Source organism: Lysinibacillus sp. NPDC056185 (assembly GCF_047737915.1).
Classification (GTDB): Bacteria; Bacillota; Bacilli; order Bacillales_A; family Planococcaceae; genus Lysinibacillus.
The window spans coordinates 62,505-82,120 of record NZ_JBLLLQ010000006.1; the positions used below are offsets into that span (position 1 = coordinate 62,505).

Annotated in this window: 19 protein-coding genes, 2 pseudogenes and 2 other annotated features; all 21 genes and pseudogenes read left to right on the plus strand. The window is 38.3% G+C overall.

Annotation, left to right across the window (positions count from 1 at the left end):
• Positions 1–462 precede the first annotated feature (462 nt).
• Positions 463–909 (plus strand): CoxG family protein, encoded by a 447-nt coding sequence (locus ACMZ42_RS08135; protein WP_370075441.1) that lies wholly within the window; start codon positions 463–465, stop codon positions 907–909.
• Positions 910–1,203: 294 nt separating this feature from the next.
• Positions 1,204–2,151, plus strand: coding sequence for a valyl-tRNA synthetase (locus tag ACMZ42_RS08140; RefSeq protein WP_415731126.1), 948 nt, complete (start codon positions 1,204–1,206; stop codon positions 2,149–2,151).
• 269 nt (positions 2,152–2,420) lie between these two features.
• Positions 2,421–2,697 (plus strand) — a binding site (T-box leader).
• A gap of 126 nt (positions 2,698–2,823) precedes the next feature.
• Positions 2,824–5,469 carry a valine--tRNA ligase gene (locus tag ACMZ42_RS08145; protein ID WP_415731128.1) on the plus strand — a complete coding sequence of 882 codons (2,646 nt, stop codon included), beginning with the start codon at positions 2,824–2,826 and terminating at the stop codon, positions 5,467–5,469.
• A 166-nt stretch (positions 5,470–5,635) separates the two neighbouring features.
• On the plus strand, positions 5,636–6,928 hold the full coding sequence (locus tag ACMZ42_RS08150; RefSeq protein WP_415731130.1) for a bifunctional folylpolyglutamate synthase/dihydrofolate synthase: 1,293 nt from the start codon (positions 5,636–5,638) through the stop codon (positions 6,926–6,928).
• The gene (locus ACMZ42_RS08155; protein WP_415731131.1) at positions 6,925–8,178 is read left to right on the plus strand and encodes a bifunctional folylpolyglutamate synthase/dihydrofolate synthase; all 1,254 of its coding nucleotides are present in this window, start codon (positions 6,925–6,927) and stop codon (positions 8,176–8,178) included. Before ACMZ42_RS08150 ends, ACMZ42_RS08155 begins: the two co-directional genes overlap by 4 nt.
• Positions 8,179–8,832: 654 nt before the next feature.
• Complete coding sequence (locus ACMZ42_RS08160) at positions 8,833–9,480, plus strand: hypothetical protein (protein WP_370075436.1); 648 nt, start codon at positions 8,833–8,835, stop codon at positions 9,478–9,480.
• Between the two features lie 99 nt (positions 9,481–9,579).
• Positions 9,580–10,173, plus strand: coding sequence for a Maf family protein (locus ACMZ42_RS08165; protein ID WP_370075435.1), 594 nt, complete (start codon positions 9,580–9,582; stop codon positions 10,171–10,173).
• A gap of 34 nt (positions 10,174–10,207) precedes the next feature.
• Positions 10,208–10,729: pseudogene (radC, locus tag ACMZ42_RS08170) on the plus strand (RadC family protein); the annotation flags it as partial.
• Positions 10,730–11,600: 871 nt separating this feature from the next.
• Positions 11,601–11,747 (plus strand): annotated as a pseudogene (locus ACMZ42_RS08175) (JAB domain-containing protein); the annotation flags it as partial.
• A gap of 563 nt (positions 11,748–12,310) precedes the next feature.
• Positions 12,311–13,330, plus strand: a complete 1,020-nt coding sequence (locus ACMZ42_RS08180) for a rod shape-determining protein (protein ID WP_132356994.1) — start codon at positions 12,311–12,313, stop codon at positions 13,328–13,330.
• Positions 13,331–13,343: 13 nt separating this feature from the next.
• Positions 13,344–14,255, plus strand: a complete 912-nt coding sequence (mreC, locus tag ACMZ42_RS08185) for a rod shape-determining protein MreC (protein ID WP_370075433.1) — start codon at positions 13,344–13,346, stop codon at positions 14,253–14,255.
• Complete coding sequence (gene mreD / locus ACMZ42_RS08190; RefSeq protein ID WP_370075432.1) at positions 14,255–14,779, plus strand: rod shape-determining protein MreD; 525 nt, start codon at positions 14,255–14,257, stop codon at positions 14,777–14,779. Before mreC ends, mreD begins: the two co-directional genes overlap by 1 nt.
• A gap of 27 nt (positions 14,780–14,806) precedes the next feature.
• The gene (minC, locus tag ACMZ42_RS08195; protein WP_370075431.1) at positions 14,807–15,475 is read left to right on the plus strand and encodes a septum site-determining protein MinC; all 669 of its coding nucleotides are present in this window, start codon (positions 14,807–14,809) and stop codon (positions 15,473–15,475) included.
• Between the two features lies 1 nt (position 15,476).
• Positions 15,477–16,274, plus strand: a complete 798-nt coding sequence (gene minD, locus ACMZ42_RS08200; RefSeq protein WP_370075430.1) for a septum site-determining protein MinD — start codon at positions 15,477–15,479, stop codon at positions 16,272–16,274.
• Positions 16,275–16,367: 93 nt separating this feature from the next.
• A complete protein-coding gene (locus ACMZ42_RS08205; RefSeq protein ID WP_132356989.1) occupies positions 16,368–16,922 on the plus strand; it encodes a peptidoglycan DD-metalloendopeptidase family protein in 555 nt (184 codons plus the stop codon).
• Positions 16,912–17,523, plus strand: coding sequence for a stage IV sporulation protein FB (locus ACMZ42_RS08210; RefSeq protein ID WP_415731132.1), 612 nt, complete (start codon positions 16,912–16,914; stop codon positions 17,521–17,523). Before ACMZ42_RS08205 ends, ACMZ42_RS08210 begins: the two co-directional genes overlap by 11 nt.
• A gap of 45 nt (positions 17,524–17,568) precedes the next feature.
• Positions 17,569–17,644 (plus strand) — a sequence feature (ribosomal protein L21 leader region).
• Positions 17,645–17,658: 14 nt separating this feature from the next.
• On the plus strand, positions 17,659–17,967 hold the full coding sequence (gene rplU, locus ACMZ42_RS08215; RefSeq protein WP_323647589.1) for a 50S ribosomal protein L21: 309 nt from the start codon (positions 17,659–17,661) through the stop codon (positions 17,965–17,967).
• 16 nt (positions 17,968–17,983) lie between these two features.
• A complete protein-coding gene (locus tag ACMZ42_RS08220; RefSeq protein ID WP_132356987.1) occupies positions 17,984–18,340 on the plus strand; it encodes a ribosomal-processing cysteine protease Prp in 357 nt (118 codons plus the stop codon).
• Entirely contained in the window at positions 18,337–18,636 is a 300-nt protein-coding gene (gene rpmA, locus ACMZ42_RS08225) for a 50S ribosomal protein L27 (protein WP_132356986.1), read from the plus strand. Before ACMZ42_RS08220 ends, rpmA begins: the two co-directional genes overlap by 4 nt.
• A gap of 39 nt (positions 18,637–18,675) precedes the next feature.
• Positions 18,676–18,876 (plus strand): hypothetical protein, encoded by a 201-nt coding sequence (locus tag ACMZ42_RS08230; RefSeq protein ID WP_415731133.1) that lies wholly within the window; start codon positions 18,676–18,678, stop codon positions 18,874–18,876.
• A 207-nt stretch (positions 18,877–19,083) separates the two neighbouring features.
• Entirely contained in the window at positions 19,084–19,611 is a 528-nt protein-coding gene (locus ACMZ42_RS08235) for a Spo0B domain-containing protein (RefSeq protein WP_386845426.1), read from the plus strand.
• Positions 19,612–19,616 lie beyond the last annotated feature (5 nt).

The following is a 19,616-nucleotide window of genomic DNA, read 5'->3' on the forward strand; positions in this document are numbered from 1 at the left end:
AGGCTAAAACCATCACGTCCTGTGATAACGCCTTCGTGACCAACATCGGTGCTGTTGCCGTCACTTCGTTGCACTACGTTTTCGCACAGAATGAAACGCTTTTGCTGACGCTGCGTTAGCACTACGCTTTCGCGCAAAAAACATCTGTTGGCCCGAGACCCTGCAGCGAAGCGAAGCGGCTCATCGGACGCCCCCAGGAAGCTTTGCTCTGCGCGAAAGCGAAGCGTCAGCAACAAATGTTTTATCTGTGCGAAAGCGAAGCGTCAGCATCAAAGCGCCAAGTCGGAACGGAAATCAACCACACGTTTTGGTGATGATCCATTTTTACCCGTTAAATGATAATGAATGTATGATCGTTACCGCTTGAAAAAAATTTATTAAAATTATAACTTTCAGCATAGCCAAATTGTAGGCGAAATCGTATATAATAGAGCTATTCGTAAAAGAAAGTAGTGAATTGATATGGCAACTGGCACACATATGGTCGAAGTACCCGTAGGAATTGAAAATGTATGGGATTTCGTCAGTGATATGGAAAAATGGGCAAAGCTTGTCCCAGGTTATAATGCACATGAAATGATTGATGAAAAACATTCAAATTGGACGTTTAAAGGCAATGTTGGTGTTCTGAAAAAAACAGTAAAAGTAGAGATTACTATTTTAGAATGGGCAGCACCTACAAAAGTAACATTCGAGTTAAAAGGACTTTCTGATAACTTTTCAGGAAACGGTTATTTCTTAGCAGAAAGTATTGATGCAGAAAATACAAAAATGACAGGCTTCTTAGAAGTAACAGCAGGAGGATTAGCTGGTCCTGTTTTAAATCCAATCTTTAAGCCGATTGTACCAAAAGCAACACAAATGTTAACAGATCGTGTAGCGAATAGAATTAAATTGGTGAATGTATAATTCGCTGTTGAACCAACAGTAAAGAGGCATGCTAGAAGTTTTCTAGTATGCCTTTTTTAGGCTTATCAACGGTGATTAAATGTTCCGCTCTAGTTCTTTCCTGGGGGCTTTCTATGTGTCACTTTCCAAGGTGCAGTTCGAAAATCGAACGCAATGTTTATCCTCCGCGAAAGCAAAGTGACAGCTACATTATTAAGCCAAGACGAAATTGATTAATCATCCTATAGCATACTATCCTTCGGAGCTTCATATGATGCAAGGGGAGGGATTATTATCGAACAGAAAACTTGGAATATGAGTGAAACTTTTTGTTTTCCTGGCTATGGCAGTCCAACAGAAATAGCAGATGTACAAATTATGCCACGGTGGCAGACGATGCAGTTAGAAGATTCTCTACGATTAATGGGTATCTATCATATCACAGCACATGTTCGTTTTGATTTTCAAGACATGCAAGCTTTCTTAGATGATGAAGAATTAGTACAAATTGATGCTCTCGATATTCAAGGGGATACTGGTTATTTTGAGTATGCAGTTCCTTTAAATGTGGATTTACCAAAGGAAGCAGCTATTGAAGATTTAATGGTAAAGGATGTTCGACCTAAATTGACGAATCAGATGTGTCAGCTCGAATGGACGGTTACAAGTATTTTTAATGAGCCTGAGCGAGCATTCGAAAAAGCGCATGTTTTAGAAAAACAGCCTGTTACTGTCAATGCCTCAGCTCAAATAGAGAAGGGATCTCTTATAAAAGAAACGGCAGCAGTAGTAGCTTCGATTCAAGAAGAAAAACCTGCGGCTGTAGTGGCTTCGGCACAAGAAGAAAAAACTATAGCTGTAGTGGCTCCGGCACAAGAAGAAAAAACTATAGCTGAAGCGGCTTCAGCACAAGAAGAAAAAACTATAGCTGTAATGGCTTCTGCACAAGAAGAAAAAACTATAGCTGAAGCGGCTTCAGCACAAGTAGAAAATTCTACAGTTGTAACAACATCAGAACAAGAGGAAAAATCAAAGTTTGTAACATTTGCAGTAAAAAAGGAAAAGTCTGAAGCAATAGTAGCTTCAGACAAAAAAGAAAAGGCTGCACCAGCTGTGCAAAAAACCATGTTGAGGGAATCCTCAAGTCATATTGTAGTCCGTGAATCCAGCTCCTGGCATGAAGTTCCATCGATGATTTGGGATTTAACGGAAGATTATACGCCGCTAAAGGTTCGTGTTTCAAATGACTTCATTCAAAAGTAAATAGCATAGAAGAAGCAGGAGCAATAGGATGACAAAATCTCCAGATGTTGGAATGATGATGACACGTATAAACTGAAAAACACAAATTGGCACAATTATCGTTTTGCAATAAAAACGAAATTGTCGTAGCCATGGTGGTAAATGCCAAGGATTATACTTACGTCGACGCATTTGAATTTTCACTTCCTTTTCTAGTAGTGCTTCCTAAAAAATGACTAAATCACTTGAAAAATTCTACGATTCTGCGGTACAATGTGAAAAAGTCGAATATAGATGCTATGACAGGGAAGAGTAAATTATTAGTACATTTTAAGAGAGGAAACGGTAGCTGAAAAGTTTCTATATGTACCTAATTGAATGTAGCCCTCGAGCAGCTTTAGTGAACTAACAGTAGTTAAAGCCGGTTAAACACCGTTACCGAATTGAGAGCCAGTAGTAAAAGGCTTAAGTAGTAGTACATTTTTTCTAATGAAATGTGTGACAGCTTAACACGCCTCTGCTGGAATTAAAGGTGGTACCGCGAACTTAAACTCCTTCGTCCTTTTAGACGTTAGGAGTTTTTTTTATTTTCATTAATCTTCTGGTACATATGCCTCTACCTGAGACATAAAAACAGAATGATTGGTACAATCTCACACATGTAAAATTATTAAGTCAACAGGAGGAGTCAAAATGACAGAAAACATTTCAATGCCTACAAAATATGATCCGCAGTCCATTGAAGCGGGTCGTTATGAATGGTGGTTACAAGGGAAATTTTTTGAGGCACAGCCTACAAGTGAAAAGGAGCCCTATTCTATCGTTATTCCACCACCGAATGTAACAGGTAGACTACATCTTGGCCATGCATGGGATACAACATTACAAGATATTTTAATTCGTATGAAGCGCATGCAAGGTTATGATGCACTTTGGTTACCGGGAATGGACCATGCAGGTATTGCGACACAAGCAAAAGTAGAAGCCAAACTACGAGAAGATAATATTACACGTTATGATTTAGGACGTGAAAAATTCCTCGAAAAAACATGGGAATGGAAAGAAGAGTATGCTGGGCATATTCGCGATCAATGGGCGAAGCTTGGTCTTGGGTTAGATTATTCTCGTGAGCGTTTCACACTTGATCAAGGTCTTTCCGATGCAGTTAAAACTGTTTTCGTTCAATTATATGAAAAAGGCTTAATTTATCGTGGCGAACGCATTATTAACTGGGACCCTGCTGCAAAAACAGCATTATCAGATATTGAAGTTATTTATCAAGATGTTCAAGGTGCATTCTATCATATGAAATACCCATTAGCTGATGGCTCAGGATATGTGGAAGTTGCGACTACACGTCCTGAAACAATGCTAGGTGACTCTGGGGTAGCTGTTCACCCGAAAGATGAGCGCTATCAACACTTAATCGGTAAAACAGTTATTTTACCAATCGTAGGTCGTGAAATTCCTATCGTAGCAGATGACTACGTAGATATGGAATTTGGTACTGGGGTTGTAAAAATGACACCAGCACATGATCCTAATGACTTTGAGGTTGGTAACCGCCACAACCTAGAACGCATTCTTGTTATGAATGAAGATGGTACAATGAACGAGCTTGCTGGCAAGTATAACGGTATGGATCGCTTTGAATGCCGTAAGCAAATCGTAGCTGATTTACAAGATTCGGGCGTGCTTATCCGTATTGAAGAGCATACACATTCAGTAGGTCACTCTGAACGTTCTGGTGCTGTTGTAGAGCCATATCTTTCAGCACAATGGTTCGTAAAAATGCAACCACTCGCTGATGCTTCACTTGCTCTTCAAAAAGATGAAGAAGGAAAAGTGAACTTCGTACCATCTCGTTTCGAAAACACATATTCTCGTTGGATGGATAACATTCGTGACTGGTGTATCTCTCGTCAGTTATGGTGGGGTCACCAAATCCCAGCTTGGTATCACAATGAAACAGGTGAAATTTACGTAGGAAAAGAAGCACCAGCAGATGCAGAAAATTGGACACAAGATGAAGACGTTTTAGATACATGGTTCTCGTCAGCACTATGGCCATTTTCTACAATGGGTTGGCCAGATGAGACAAATGAAGAATATAAACGTTACTATCCAACAAGCACACTTGTAACGGGTTATGATATTATTTTCTTCTGGGTTTCTCGAATGATTTTCCAAGGTCTTGAATTTACAGGTCAACGTCCATTCAAAGATGTATTAATTCACGGTTTAGTACGTGATGGTGAAGGACGTAAGATGAGTAAATCACTTGGCAATGGTGTAGACCCTATGGACGTTATTGATCAATACGGTGCCGATTCATTACGTTACTTCTTAGCTACTGGATCTTCACCTGGTCAGGATTTACGCTATACAACTGAAAAAGTAGAAGCAATTTGGAACTTCTCTAACAAAATTTGGAATGCCTCTCGTTTTGCTTTAATGAACATGGAAGGTATAACATTTGATGAAATCGACTTAACTGGTGAAAAATCAGTTGCCGATAAATGGATTCTAACTCGCTTAAATGAAACAATTGAACGTGTAACATCTCTTGCAGAACGCTACGAATTTGGCGAAGTTGGCCGCGAGCTATATAACTTTATTTGGGATGATTTCTGTTCTTGGTATATTGAAATGGCGAAATTACCGTTATACGGTGATGACGAAGCAGCTAAGAAAACAACTCGTTCTATTTTAGCTTACGTTTTAGATCAAACTATGCGTCTATTACATCCATTCATGCCGTTCATTACAGAAGAAATCTGGCAGCATTTACCTCATGAAGGTGAATCAATTACAGTGGCAGCATGGCCAACTGTACGTACGGATCTTCATTTTGCTGAGGAAGCGGATAATATGAAGCTCCTAATGGATATTATACGTTCAGTACGTAATATTCGTGCGGAAGTAAATACACCTATGAGCAAAAAAGTGCCGCTATACATTTCAGCGAAGGATGCTGCAACGGCTACAGTACTTGAAGCCAATAAAGCATATTTAGAAAAATTCTGTAATCCAGAAACGCTAACAATTGGAGAAAGTTTAGAAGCTCCTGGTCAGTCAATGACAGCAGTAGTTACTGGAGCTGAGCTATTCCTACCGCTTGTTGGACTTATTAATCTAGAAGAAGAAATTGCTCGTCTTGAAAAAGAATTAGAGAAATGGGCAAAAGAAGTCAAACTAGTAACTGGTAAGTTATCGAATGAGAAATTCGTGTCCAAAGCGCCAGAAGCATTAGTTAATGCAGAACGTGAAAAATTAGCCGATTACGAAAGTAAACATGCGGTTGTATTAAAACGTTTAGAAGAACTGAAAAATATGTAAGATTGAGACAGCGGATGGCGAAAGTCATCCGCTGTTTTTTAATGCAACAAAACATATGTGTTGTTTTAGCTTTCATTCAAAGTACAAGAGTTTTTTTCGAAATGTATGTGTATTGGGCGCTACTTATACTAAAATAGAGATATTGTAGTAAGAGGGAGTGTTTCTTTTGTTTAAAACGATGAAAGAATGTACAGATTTTATTTTTACGTTAAAGGCAGTTGATCATAAGCGTGCACCGCTCGTATTAATACGAGAGGTATTGGTACTTCTTAATAACCCGCAGGATAGGCTGCGCGCTATCCATTTAGCAGGCTCAAATGGAAAAGGGTCAACAGTGAATGCGCTAAGAGAAATGTTACAGCATGCTGGCTATAAAGTAGGCGCCTTTACTTCACCCCATTTAGAGCGTGTTAATGAACGTATGACTATTAATGGAAATCAAATTTCTGATGAACAATTTTTACACTATATGAATAAAATTGCTGAGATTATTGAGACACATTATGAAGGTGACTTTCCGAGCTTTTTTGAAGTTGTAACACTTATTATGTTCCAACATTTTGCGGATGAAGAAGTGGATATTGCGCTGATTGAAACGGGACTTGGTGGACGTTTAGACGCTACGAATGTCATTACGCCCCTAATTTCGATTATTACAACGATTTCACTAGAACATACTGCGTTTTTAGGAGATACATTAGCAAAGGTAGCGTTTGAGAAGGCTGGCATTATTAAAGAAAATATACCTGTTGTAGTGGGTGTTAAAAGTGAGGAGGCACTTACTGTTATCGAAGAGGTAGCAAATGAGCGTCATGCCCCATGTTTTGTTTTAGGGAAGGACTTTACGGTTGAAAACATTGAACAAGGTACTAATATACAGCACTTTAATTACCGAAAAGCAAATGTTGAGATGGTGGCTGTTCCATTGAAAATGGCTGGGCCGCATCAAATAAATAATGCAAGCCTTGCGATTACAGCAATCCTAACGTTAAGAGAGAATGAAGCCATTGACATTTCAGATGAATCAATTCGTCAAGCTTTGGCTAAAGCTCAGTGGGCAGGCCGTTTTGAGCAATTACCTGACAATATTATATTAGACGGAGCACATAATTCTGAAGGAACTGCCGCACTAATTCAAACACTAAAAACGGTTTATCCACGCCAAAACTATCGATTTATATATGCAGCATTATCGGATAAAGATCATGCGAAAAGTATCGCTTTAATGGATAGTATTGCTACATCAATTGCGTTTACACAAATTGAGCTACCGAATGCTATGCCTGCTGATCAATTAGCTGCATTATCTACAAACACGAACAAAATGTATAATGCGAATTGCCGTGAAATGGTTCAAACGATGCTGCATCAAAGAAATGATGAAGATGTTATCGTCATTACAGGCTCATTGTATTTTATAGCTGAAATACGACAATGGCTACAGGGGGAACAACGATGATCCCAAAATTGAATAGCTACAAGGAAAAGTGGAATGTTCAGAGTGATGATGTTATTAAACCTGGTCTAACTGCGATTGAAGAGGCATTGGCACGAGTAGGTAATCCAGAAAACAAATTGCAAGTCGTGCATTTAGCAGGGACTAACGGTAAAGGCTCGACACTTACATTTCTAGAATCTATCGCCAAAGAACATGGCTTACGTGTTGGTAAATTTATGTCTCCTTGTATTGTGGACGTACATGACCAAATTCAAGTAGAGGGTCAAGCTATTACAGAAGCGGAAATGAATCATGTATTTCAACAAATGCAGGCAGCTGGACTAAGTGGGAGACTAACAGATTTCGAACTTTTAACGGTTGCAACATTTTTACACTTTGTTGCTAGTGATGTAGATATCGCCCTTATTGAAGCAGGTATGGGGGGGGGACTTGATAGTACGAATGTGGTTACACCAATTGTGTCAATCATACCGAGTATCGCATTAGAGCATACGAATTTTTTAGGAAATACGATTGAAAGTATTGCCCATCATAAAGCAGGAATTATTAAGCCGTATCGTCCAGTTATTATCGGGGATCTACCGTTAGAAGCGAAGAATATAGTCTATCAGGAAGCTCAAAAAAAACATTCATCCGTTCTTGAACTAAATCATCAATTTTATGTAGAACGAGAGAATGATGGAGAGAGCTATATGCATAACGACAATGACTTCCATATAACAAAGCTTACACGCACAATGAAGGGAGCTCATCAGGCAAATAATATGGCTCTAGCTATTACAGCTTTTTTTGTAGTGGCGAACTCATTACAGTTACAAGTTAGTAAAGAAGCTGTTCAAAAAGCTGTGAAAAACGCAACCATTTTAGGACGTTTTGAAGAAATTATGCCTTATATTTTTTTAGACGGTGCGCATAATCCAGCGAGTGCTGAGAAATTAATAGAAACGATTAAGCAAGAGTTCCCAGGTGAGCAGATTACTTTTGTAATTGGTATTCTTGCTGATAAGGCTGTAAAAGAGATTTTGCAGCAATTCGAGCAGATAAGTGATTGTTTTTACTTTGTTGATTTCAATAATCCCCGTGCGATGGCTGCTCACAACATGCTTGAGCTGTCGAACGCCTCTCGTAAAACAGTTTTAGAAGATTATGTGCAATTTTTAAAACTACAGTCAGAAAACAATTCGAGAACGATTGTATCGGGTTCGCTGTATTTATTAACGGAAGTACGTAGTAGATTAAAAAATAGTTAGCATTTAGTTGAACGAACAAAATCAGGTACTCATAAAAATGAGTCCTGATTTTTTTTATTTAGTGTGAAAAATAATTTATACGATGGACTATTTGAGTAAAATTGTTCTTTGATTTTTTTTCAGGCGTGTTGATTAGGGAAATATAGGCTTTTATTGGCTGTTAAAGGATTTTTTTGTTGATATTTTGCTAATGTATGCCCATTTTAACTGATTGTAGCGTAGGGCTACTCGACTCCCGCGGGAAAGCGAGACAGACGAGACCCTGCACGGAGCGCAGCGGAGGAAGCGGCTCGACGCTCGCCCGCAGGAAGCCTTGCTCTGCGCGAAAGCGAAGCGTCAGCGACAAATGTTTTCTGTAGCGAAAGCAAAGCGGCAGCTACAAAGCGAGTAGCCCGCAGCGGAAATCAGAGCCTTCTAATTAATTAGAGTGGATAAAAATGGTTAATAAACACGCTTGATCTTTTTTGTTTATAGTAAAACTTTCGTTGCAAAAATAGTTATTTTTGAAGTGAAACATCGAAAATAACTATTAAATCAAAATGTAGTAAATTAGCATTTACACATTCTTTTATACATATACTTATATATCAAATTGTAACAATCTCGTCTTGTCTAAATTGACTTTGATATGTTAAAGAAAGAGGTGATGGTCGAATGAAAATTGTCAGTCATGTGATGAAAAAACAAGTATTTCGAGCGATGATTATTGGAGGAATAGTTGGACTTTTTGGTGTAGCCCTTTTTTTAGGTATTCTTCAAGCAAGTACTAAATTTTCTTTAAAAAACGATAGCACTGAGGTAGCCACTAAAAGTAATAATGGTAATTCATCCGGAGAAACAATTCCAACAGCTGGAGGAGCAACGAACGGACCTATGTTTTTTGCAAGTCAAGCAGGGGTCTATTCAAATTATGAAAGTGCAAGCTCGTTTGTATCTGAACATCCTTCATTAAAAGAAAGTGCCGTTGTCGAGGTTGACGGAAAATTTTATGTTTGGACAAGTATGGTTACAGATGAAAGTCAGCTTGTCTTTTTAAAAGATCCTGCAACATTTAAAAAAGCATTTACTTTAAGCGGTGACAGTTGTAAGGAGGCAACGATTGCAGAACTTCCATCTGTGCTAGCTGACAAAAATGCAACAAAATTAAATTTTAAAGATAATTCGAAGGATTCTACGTTGCCTGCTGATTGGCAATCTATTGGAGCGGCTGCCTCGTCTATTTCAACCGATATTAGTATTGTTCGCTTACAAGTTTTTGCCCATTACAAATCGAAAAATGCTTGTCTTCAAGTGAAATTTTAAACACAAAAGATAGTGAAATTAGCATTTTCTTGATTTTTAGAAAATTTTCAAATCCCAATTTCTCCGTTATGATAACTAATAAGGAGGAATGGTCAGATAATGTTTAAAACAAATCACAAGCTAGTGCTTGCTTCAGCTTCACCACGACGAAAAGAATTGCTTGCTATGCTATCACTTCCATTTGACATAATAACTAGTGAAGTAGAAGAGACAAGCGTCCAGGCAACTACAATGCAAGATTATGTAAAAGGTGTAGCTCTATTAAAAACACGTGATGTGGCGAAAAAAGCTCCAAAGGCCACGATTATTGGAGCAGATACTATTGTTGTTTATGATGATGAGCTACTCCATAAACCTAAAAATCGTGAGGAAGCAATTTCTCACTTATTGCGCTTATCAGGTAAGCGTCATGCGGTCATGACAGCTGTTGCCATTATTGAGCCTAACGGTAATGAAACTACATTCGTCGAAGAGACAAATGTTGTTTTTCATCATTTATCGAAGGAGCTCATCGAAGCATACGTAGATTCGGGAGATCCATTTGATAAAGCAGGTGGTTATGGTATTCAAACTGCTGGAACTCTTCTAGTAAAACGAATTGAAGGAGATTATAACAATGTTGTCGGCTTACCACTTGCAGCGTTGTTTACGCAATTGGTAGCACTCAATATTATCCAATTTGCAAAGGAGTGAGGCTTTTTTGCCAAATGATGTTTTACCAAGGACGATGATACGAGACGTTAATATAGAGGATCGACCTCGTGAAAGACTACGGAGACAAGGAGCTATGAGTTTATCGAATCAGGAGCTGCTAGCTATTTTACTAAGAACAGGCACTAAAGAAGAGTCTGTTCTTGTACTTGCAAATCGCGTACTAAGCGTTTTTGAACGTTTACATCATTTGAAACATGCAACAATAGAAGAAATGGTTGCTATTAGAGGGATTGGTGAGGTCAAAGCCATTCAATTATTAGCGGCAATTGAACTCGGTAGACGTCTCGCACAGAAATATAACGATGAAAAATATACGATTCGTTCACCGGAAGATGCAGCTGCCTATTTAATGCCTGATATGACCTCACTGAATCAGGAGCATTTTGTAGTTCTTTTTTTAAACGTAAAAAATCAAATTATTCATAGACAGACGATTTTTATAGGCAGTCTAAATGCTTCGATCGTCCATCCTCGGGAGATATATCGCGAAGCTGTAAAAAGATCTGCGGCTTCTATTATTTGTGCACATAATCACCGTGCGACACGTTCGTAACTGAAAAGGTTGCGCATGCTGTCCGAACGTCAAGTTGACAAGTAAGAGAGTCGTGAACTCTTCACTCGATAGGTGGAATGATAGGGTAACGCCTTGAAACGCCTACTCTAATACTCCGACATGCGTTATTCGAATGTGTATAAGAATAAGGTGTGAAGCTCGGTGAAGTCGGCTGAATGTTACCGTAGTGCCAATCTAATTGATAACCGAAAGCTAACTAGAGGTAGTTGGTGTAACGGATAGGTCGGGAGTCATTAAAACTTAATATGGTGAGAATGTGGTAAAACACTGACGAACTAGCGAACGAAATGTCTGTAAGTGTGACTATTTAGAAATGAGTAGACTTGATGAGAATTCAAGTGCGTTTCCGTGGGCGAGTAAGTATGGTGGTTTCGAAAGCTCCATGCATCGTTACAGGCGATGGAGAGGACGCCAGGCAAGAGCTAGCACCTAAGTTAAGTATTGATAGGGTTAAGGGAACGTGGAAAGCTATCAACATGAAGAGTACACACTCGATGAAGTGTTAGGAAGGAAAGGAATGTATCTATAACTTCCTTTTATGATAGTGAGAGTAGAGGCAGGAGTAATGAAGTTTCTGTAATGGAAATGGAACAATAGCCTCAAGTCGTTTCGTCTAAACTATTTCAACTCAATCATTTCAAGGATTCTAGGATGACTAAAAAGGTCACGAGCCATGATTGGAGCGTGATAGACCTTGAGCGAAAACTTAGTAGATTGAGATAAATGAAATAGAAGGCAAACGATGGAATGCCGTGTGCGATGAAAGTTGCATGCACGGTGTGGAGCAGGGGAAAAGGTAGAGATTACTTCAAAGCCTTACCTATTGCTATCTAGCGGAGTTCCAACACCTAGTGAAGAGGATATAGAAGTGACGAGAAGAATTTTAGAGGCTGGTTATATTATAGGCATAGATTTAATAGATCATCTTATCATCGGTGATCATCAGTTCATTAGTTTGAAAGAAAAAGGATACTTTTAACTCTGCAATAAATTTTGCAGAGTTTTTTTTGATGGAAAATTTAGGGGGTTTATGCGAGATTTACACGATTAAAATTGTAAAGCAGTTGCCGAATCAAATCGCTTTATTATTTTAAAAATAAATATTTTGTATTTTTTTGCGAAAAGCCAAAAATAAAAGCGAACCTTTTTTTTTAGAAAACGTTATTGTACTCGTAGAAAAATGTCTATAATATTCACAAAAATTGGTAGCCTATTACACGTTGTCTTACAAGAATAAAAATTATATGCTAATCTATACGTACTATTTTTGTTTGGGTGGGAATTAAAATAGTATCTTTTCCGCGAGAAGAGGTATGTGGCACTACAAATTCTTGCGTTTTTCCGTTATAATGAACGGTATGATTTTATTTTTGTTCAGAAAAAGACTCTTACTCCAACAGGTGTGAGATAAATGAGTGTGTAGTTTTTTTTCAGTAGGTGTCTAACACTGAGTGAATGAAGATAGAGGCTTGGGGCGTAAATACGCCTGGGTGTAGTTGATGTCAACGAAAGTATGGCTTAAATAGAAAGGGAGTACACAAATTGTTTGGATTAGGAAGTAAAGATGTCGGGATCGACCTTGGCACAGCGAATACATTAGTGTTTATTAAAGGGAAGGGAATCGTTTTACGCGAGCCTTCAGTTGTAGCGAAAAATACAAAAACCGGAGATATTGTTGCAGTTGGTAATGATGCAAAAAATATGATTGGTCGTACACCTGGGTCAATCGTAGCAATCCGTCCTATGAAAGATGGCGTTATTGCTGATTTTGATATTACTACAGCAATGATAGAATACTATTTAAAAGAAGCTTGTAAAAATTCTGGCGGTAACTGGAAAAAACCGAATGTTATGATTTGTGTGCCTTATGGTATTACATCGGTTGAACAACGTGCGGTTATTGATGCTGCTCGCCAAGCAGGTGCTAAAGAAGCATTTACAATTGAAGAGCCATTTGCAGCAGCAATCGGTTCGAACTTACCAGTATGGGATCCAACAGGGTCAATGGTCGTTGATATCGGTGGTGGTACAACAGAGGTAGCGGTTATTTCATTAGGTGGTATTGTAACAAGTGAATCCGTGCGTGTTGGCGGGGATGCAATGGACCAATCCATCATTTCGTATATTCGTAAATCATATAACTTAACAATTGGTGAACGTACTGCGGAAGCAGTAAAAATGGAAATTGGTACAGCATTGGCTGAGGGTCCAGAAGAAAGAATGGAAATTAGAGGACGCGACCTTTTAACAGGTTTACCAAAAACGATCGAAATTTCTTCACAGGAGATTTCTGAATCTTTACGTGAAGCGGTAGCATCTATTATTGATGGTGTTCGAAAAACTCTAGAACAAACACCTCCTGAATTATCTGCAGACGTAATGGAACGCGGAATTGTACTAACAGGTGGTGGTGCGCTATTAACGAATTTAGACAAAGTTATTAGCCAAGAAACTAATATGCCAGTATTTATCGCAGAAGATCCACTGGACTGTGTTGCTATTGGTACAGGTAAGGCTCTAGAACATATTGATTTAATTCGTCAACAACAAGTTAAAGGGTAAGGAGGTTTAGGCAATGCCACATTTTTTTTTCAATAAGAAATTAATTTTGCTACTCGTGGGCATGGTTTTTCTTGTGGCATTGATTAGCTTCTCATTACGTGAACGGACGAATGCAACTTTACCAGAGCAAATTATTAAAGACACTGTCGGCGTCGCACAATCTATTGTTGCGAAGCCGGCGAATTATATTACTGGTGTTTTTAATAGTATTGATTCCCTCTTAAACACGTACGAAGAAAATAAACGTTTAAAAGCACGCTTAGATGAATTTGCAGCCGTACAGGCTGAGGCATCGGACTTGAAAGCTGATATTAAAAAGTTTCAAGAGCTTACGGACAAATCGGAAAGCTTAAAAGCTTATGATCCGATTCATGCCACAGTTATTGCTAGAAATCCTGACCAGTGGGAAGAAAAGATCATTTTAGATAAAGGATCTTCACACGGTGTAGAAAAAAATATGGCAGTTATGACAGCAAAAGGTTTAGTCGGTAAAGTTACTTTAGTGACACCTTTCACCTCTGAGGTAGAGCTTTTATATACAAATAATCCAAACTATCGTGTTTCTGCGATGGTTCAAGGAGATAAACAAGCATACGGTTTAATCGAGGGCTATGATAAAGAGCGTAATGAACTCATCATGAAGCGAATCGATTCAAGTTTAACAGTTAAAAAGGGTCAGCAAGTCGTTTCATCAGGACTTGGCGGTATTTTCCCTAAAAATGTGCCAATCGGAGAAATAACTGAAGTAAGTACAGATGATTTTGGCTTAACAAAAATGGCTTATGTAAAACCATCTGCTGATTTTTCAATTTTAGACTATGTTGTTATTGCTAAACGTTCCGCTACTGTAATAGACGGATCTGATGGTAATACATCGAACGAGGATTTAACACATCCACAAAAGGGTAAAGAGGAGGCGGAATAATGGTTCGGTTTCTCATCCCCTCTGTGGCAGTTTTACTATTTTTGGTAGAACCAGAGTTTGCTATGTTTTCACCGATTGAAGTGAAAGGGCAAATCTTTTATTTAGTTCCGAGATTTTTAATCTTATATTTAATATTTATTTCCATCTATTACAGCCGTCAGCGAGCGGTAATGTATGGACTTTTTTTTGGTGTCTTGTATGATGTGTTTTACATTGATATTATTGGATTATATTCAGTACTGTTTCCGCTTATTTGTTTTTTAGCAGGGTCTATTGTGAAAGTTATTCATCAGCACTTAGTTGTGACAACGACGATTTCGGTTGTTTTAGTAGCAATTTTAGAATTTATACTCTATCAATTCTTCTATCTTATCGACTTTACAACGATCCCATTATCGGATTTCTTACGTTCACGACTGCTGCCAACGATCATTGCTAATGCACTATTTTTAATGATTCTTGGTTGGGCCTTTAAGTATCTAATAAATGCGCGTGTCTTACAGAGAGCACGTGAAGTTTCTTAATAAAGAGCAACGTGGGGTGAGGCATTCATGAAAAAACAGTTAGTTAATATGAAGGGGACAAAGGATGGATTTGTTCTTCATTTAGACGATCAATGTGCATATGTCGATTTAGTAGAAGAGCTTAAAAAGAAAGTGTCAGAAAGCGGTATCGATAGTAAAGTAGATGTACAATTATATTTGGGCTATCGATACTGTTCTGATGAACAAATCAAAGAGCTTATTAAAATTGTTCAGGAAACAGAGCAACTAATTGTTTCAAAGGTGCAAAGTGAAGTACTGACTGTCCATGAAAGCAACCAGAAAAGGATTGAAAGTCAACAAGATACATATATTGGTGTGGTCAGATCGGGTCAAGTTCTGCGTTCGTCAGGAGATATTATTATCGTAGGGAATGTCAATCCGAACGGACGTGTAGAAGCGGGTGGCAATGTGTATGTCCTAGGTAAACTCAAGGGAATTGCGCATGCTGGCGTTCATGGTAATAAGGAGGCAATCATTGCAGCATCTCTTTTTGAAGCCACACATATTATGATTGCTGATCAGGTTCAGGCAATGTCGGACGAGCATGTAAAAGCTATTAAACATGAAGAGATGACTTGTGCATTTATTGGCTATGATGGGCGCATTACGTACGATCAAATAAACGCGTTAAAAAATATTCGACCATTATTAAATGTGTCTAAGGGAGGTAGCTAGTGTGGGAGAAGCGATCGTCATAACTTCAGGTAAAGGCGGTGTCGGAAAAACAACGACAACGGCTAACCTGGGGACTGCATTGGCTCTACAAGGTAAGAAAGTATGTTTAGTAGATACTGATATTGGACTTCGTAATTTGGACGTAATTTTAGGTCTTGAGAATCGGATTATTTATGATTTAGTAGACGTTGTTGAAGGACGCTGTAAGATTCATCAAGCGTTAATAAAAGATAAACGAGTAGATGAGAAACTATTTTTATTACCTGCTGCTCAAACGACAGATAAAAATGCTGTTAAACCTGAGCAGATGAAGAGCTTAGTAGAAGAATTAAAAAGGGACTATGACTATGTTTTAATAGACTGTCCAGCGGGTATTGAACAAGGCTATCGCAATGCTGTTGCTGGTGCAGATCATGCAATTGTTGTAACAACGCCAGAAATCTCTGCCGTGCGTGATGCAGATCGAATTATTGGCTTGCTCGAACAGGAAGAAATTACTGCACCTAAACTAATTATTAACCGCATTCGCCAGCATATGATGAAAAGCGGTGATACGTTGGATGTTAATGAAATTACAACACATTTGTCTATCGATTTATTAGGGATCATCGTAGATAATGAAGGAGTTATTTCATCATCCAATAAAGGTGAACCGGTAGTAATGGATCCTACTAATAAAGCATCTCTAGGCTATCGTAATATTGCCCGTCGAATTCTTGGCGAGTCTGTGCCACTTATGGCAATTGAAGATGAGCATAGAGGTGTATTTTCAAAACTAAAAGCGTTATTTTCTAAATAATCATCAGCCTTTTCGTGCATTTGTACGAGAAGGTTTTTTTCTTGTGCATGAATGGACATGCAATCTCATATAGTGTGAAAAAAGGATGAGGGCTTGTTTAAAAAATGGAAATGGTTGGTCACGATACTGCTTGTGGCTGCAATTATGCTTGTAATACGTTTAGAGGATCAAGGTGTATTGGAAACACCTGTGAGAAAACTTGTTACAACATCAGCAGATTTAACCTACTTAAGTGAGCTCGGGCAAAGTTGGCTAAATAAAGAAGATACAACAATTTTAGTTTCGAGTGATGTTGGGCAAACTGAACTATTATCATTTGCCAATGCGCAAGTTTTTAAGGAAGGTTTTTTATTGCAATATGACATGGGCCTACCGGTTTATGCTGGAAAGAATGGTCTTGTCGTTTTTACCGGCCATACTAAATATACCGGTAAAACAATGACAATAAGCTATGATGATGGTACAACAGTATCCTATGGGATGCTGGATAGTTTAGCACAACTTCCATATACAACGGTGCAGGCAAACGATTTAATCGGCATGAAAGAGGCGGGACAACTCTATATTTCGATTGAAAAAGATAAAACACAATATAGCTTAGAGCAGATTGTACAATGGCTTGAAACAGCGGCGTCCAATGAAAATTAAACTGCATCTTCTATGTATCCCTCTCGTATTTTTAATGATTTTTACTGGTCAAATTGCTTATTACGCCATTATTTTATCTTCGTTATTATGGCATGAAGCTGGTCATTTGTTACCGGCAATGCTTTGTGGTGTTAAGGTGAAATCATGCGTTATTACACCTTACGGAGGGGAAATAGAATTTGAAAATCCAGCGGTTGTGCCTGCAACGTCACTCCTTTGGATTGCCTTAGGGGGACCAATCGCTACAATATTGGGGATTGGCCTCGCTTTTTTTATGCCAGAACTGCTTGCTACTAAATTTATTAATGTGCAACTTGTGCTATTAGCAATCAATGTTTTACCGATTATTCCGTTGGACGGTGGTAGAATATTTTTAGCATGCTTATTTTTATTCACTCCAAGTGTTCGGGCGTTTGAATATTATTACTGGTTTTCTCTTATAATCGCCTTTATACTATTCATGGTAACTTTATGTTACCTCCCACAATCTATTTTTTTAGCAATTTTATGTTTATTTATATGGCTTCAAGCGTTAAAGGAATGGAATTATCGAAAATATCGTTTAGCATTCGAGAAATATGTAATGAATAGATTGACTTAAAAAAAATCTTGTGGTAATATTTTAATGTTATTGTTTGTAGCACCTGTGCTACTGCAACCGCACTGGAAAGGTTTAAGTATCCTAGGATCACCTTTATAAACAGGCGAGTCTGAGTCTAAGAGGAGGTGCAGTAAAATGTACGCAATTATTGAAACTGGTGGTAAACAAATCAAAGTAGAAGCTGGTCAAGAAATCTATATTGAAAAATTAGGTGTAGAAGCTGACGAGGTTGTAACTTTCGATAAAGTTTTATTCGTTGGTGGCGAAAACGTTAAAGTTGGAGCTCCATTCGTAGAAGGCGCTACTGTAACAGCTAAAGTTGTTAAAGAAGGCCGTGCGAAAAAAATCGTTGTTTTCAAATTGAAAGCTAAAAAGAACTACCGTCGTAAACAAGGTCACCGTCAACCTTACACAAAATTAGTTGTTGAAGCTATCAACGCTTAATTGTGAGGTGTAGCGAATGATACAAGTTACGATTCATCACGATGAAAATAGACATGTGTCAGCATTTGAATTTTCAGGACATGCAGAATACGATGAATCTGGTAAGGATTTAGTATGTGCTGGAGCATCTACAATTGCCATTGGTACAGTAAATGCTATTTATGCACTATTACAATTACAGCCAGAAATCGAACAAGCTGCTGAAGGTGGAGGCTATCTTAAGGTAAACTTACCATCAGAATTAGAGCCTGAGATTGATGCGAAACTACAGTTAATTGTCCAAGTAATGACTGCCCAAGTGTATTCGATGGTGCAAAATTACGGACAATACATCCAAATCAACTACAACCAAGTAGGAGGTGGAACGGAATGAAATTATTATTAACTTTAGACTTACAATTTTTCGCATCGAAAAAAGGTGTAGGTTCTACTAAAAACGGACGTGACTCTGAGTCAAAACGCCTTGGTGCTAAACGTGCTGATGGCCAATTCGTAACTGGTGGTTCAATTCTTTACCGTCAACGCGGTACAAAAATTTACCCTGGTACAAACGTAGGTCGTGGTGGTGACGATACACTATTTGCTAAAGTTGACGGCGTTGTTAAATTCGAACGCTTAGGTCGCGATCGCAAACAAGTATCTGTATACCCAGCATCACAAGAAGCTTAATCTTTTAAAAAGATAACATAAAGCGGAGGACTGCATTTATTGCAGTCCTTTTTTTGGCTAAATTTCAATTTCTTTCAGCAAAATGTTTTATGTAACGTAAGTGAAACGTCAGTTACAAATGGTTTTGGTAGCGAAAGCAAAGCGTCAGCTACAAGTATTTTCGTAGCGAAAGCGAAGCGACAGCAACAACAACAACAACAACAACAACAACAACAACAACAACAACATACGGCTGAGTGATCAACATCACGTTGGCCCAAAGCCTCCCACGGAATCGGAAAAGAGTTCTTTGTGCTAGCACAAAGCTGATTCCGGACGCATTGTTTATCTGTGCGAAAGCGAAGCGACAGCAACAATTATGCCTCGGCATAATTGATTGAAGAATTAAGGGAAAAATACAGCAAAACTTGTTATACTAGTAAGGATAACTTTATTGGAGTGAATGGGATGAACAATCAATCACTAACCATTAGTGAAGTAATACGTTTTGCAAATCATGATTATGTGAATCAGCTTCAGCTTATTCGCATGAATTTAGATTTAGGTAGAATTGATGAATCAAAAAAACTTATTCAAAATTATTCAGAACAATTACAAGTACTTTCTATCCTTAATCGTCTACAATTACCGCAAACAATCGAATGGCTGCAAACAGCAGGTTGGCGCTATCCTTCATTACCAATGAAGCTTAGCGGTGACATAAAAATGTCTGTCACAAATACAGTTGATTCGGAAGTTGTAGATTACTTAAACAAAACAGTTATGCATGTTTATGATACATTAGATCCATTTACAGAGCAGAGCTTAGTGCTCGATGTACGTGTTGACGATCATACATTTGCCGTGACATTCACGTTAAATGGGCTATGGAGTGCTGATGCATTCACCGAAAAAGGTTTGAAACAATTAGACATTCAAACAGTGGAAGAGACAAATGCGTCTTGGATATATGTATTGAGTGCAAGCAGGGAGTGAATTAA

Bases quoted from the DNA above. Each gene is read 5' to 3' on its own strand.
- ACMZ42_RS08145 (WP_415731128.1), top strand. From the start codon at position 2,824: ATGACAGAAAACATTTCAATGCCTACAAAATATGATCCGCAGTCCATT.
- ACMZ42_RS08210 (WP_415731132.1), top strand. From the start codon at position 16,912: ATGAAAATTAAACTGCATCTTCTATGTATCCCTCTCGTATTTTTAATG.
- mreC (WP_370075433.1), top strand. From the start codon at position 13,344: ATGCCACATTTTTTTTTCAATAAGAAATTAATTTTGCTACTCGTGGGC.
- ACMZ42_RS08160 (WP_370075436.1), top strand. From the start codon at position 8,833: ATGAAAATTGTCAGTCATGTGATGAAAAAACAAGTATTTCGAGCGATG.
- ACMZ42_RS08155 (WP_415731131.1), top strand. From the start codon at position 6,925: ATGATCCCAAAATTGAATAGCTACAAGGAAAAGTGGAATGTTCAGAGT.
- ACMZ42_RS08220 (WP_132356987.1), top strand. From the start codon at position 17,984: ATGATACAAGTTACGATTCATCACGATGAAAATAGACATGTGTCAGCA.
- rplU (WP_323647589.1), top strand. From the start codon at position 17,659: ATGTACGCAATTATTGAAACTGGTGGTAAACAAATCAAAGTAGAAGCT.
- ACMZ42_RS08140 (WP_415731126.1), top strand. From the start codon at position 1,204: ATGAGTGAAACTTTTTGTTTTCCTGGCTATGGCAGTCCAACAGAAATA.
- ACMZ42_RS08135 (WP_370075441.1), top strand. From the start codon at position 463: ATGGCAACTGGCACACATATGGTCGAAGTACCCGTAGGAATTGAAAAT.
- mreD (WP_370075432.1), top strand. From the start codon at position 14,255: ATGGTTCGGTTTCTCATCCCCTCTGTGGCAGTTTTACTATTTTTGGTA.
- minC (WP_370075431.1), top strand. From the start codon at position 14,807: ATGAAAAAACAGTTAGTTAATATGAAGGGGACAAAGGATGGATTTGTT.
- rpmA (WP_132356986.1), top strand. From the start codon at position 18,337: ATGAAATTATTATTAACTTTAGACTTACAATTTTTCGCATCGAAAAAA.
- ACMZ42_RS08235 (WP_386845426.1), top strand. From the start codon at position 19,084: ATGAACAATCAATCACTAACCATTAGTGAAGTAATACGTTTTGCAAAT.
- ACMZ42_RS08165 (WP_370075435.1), top strand. From the start codon at position 9,580: ATGTTTAAAACAAATCACAAGCTAGTGCTTGCTTCAGCTTCACCACGA.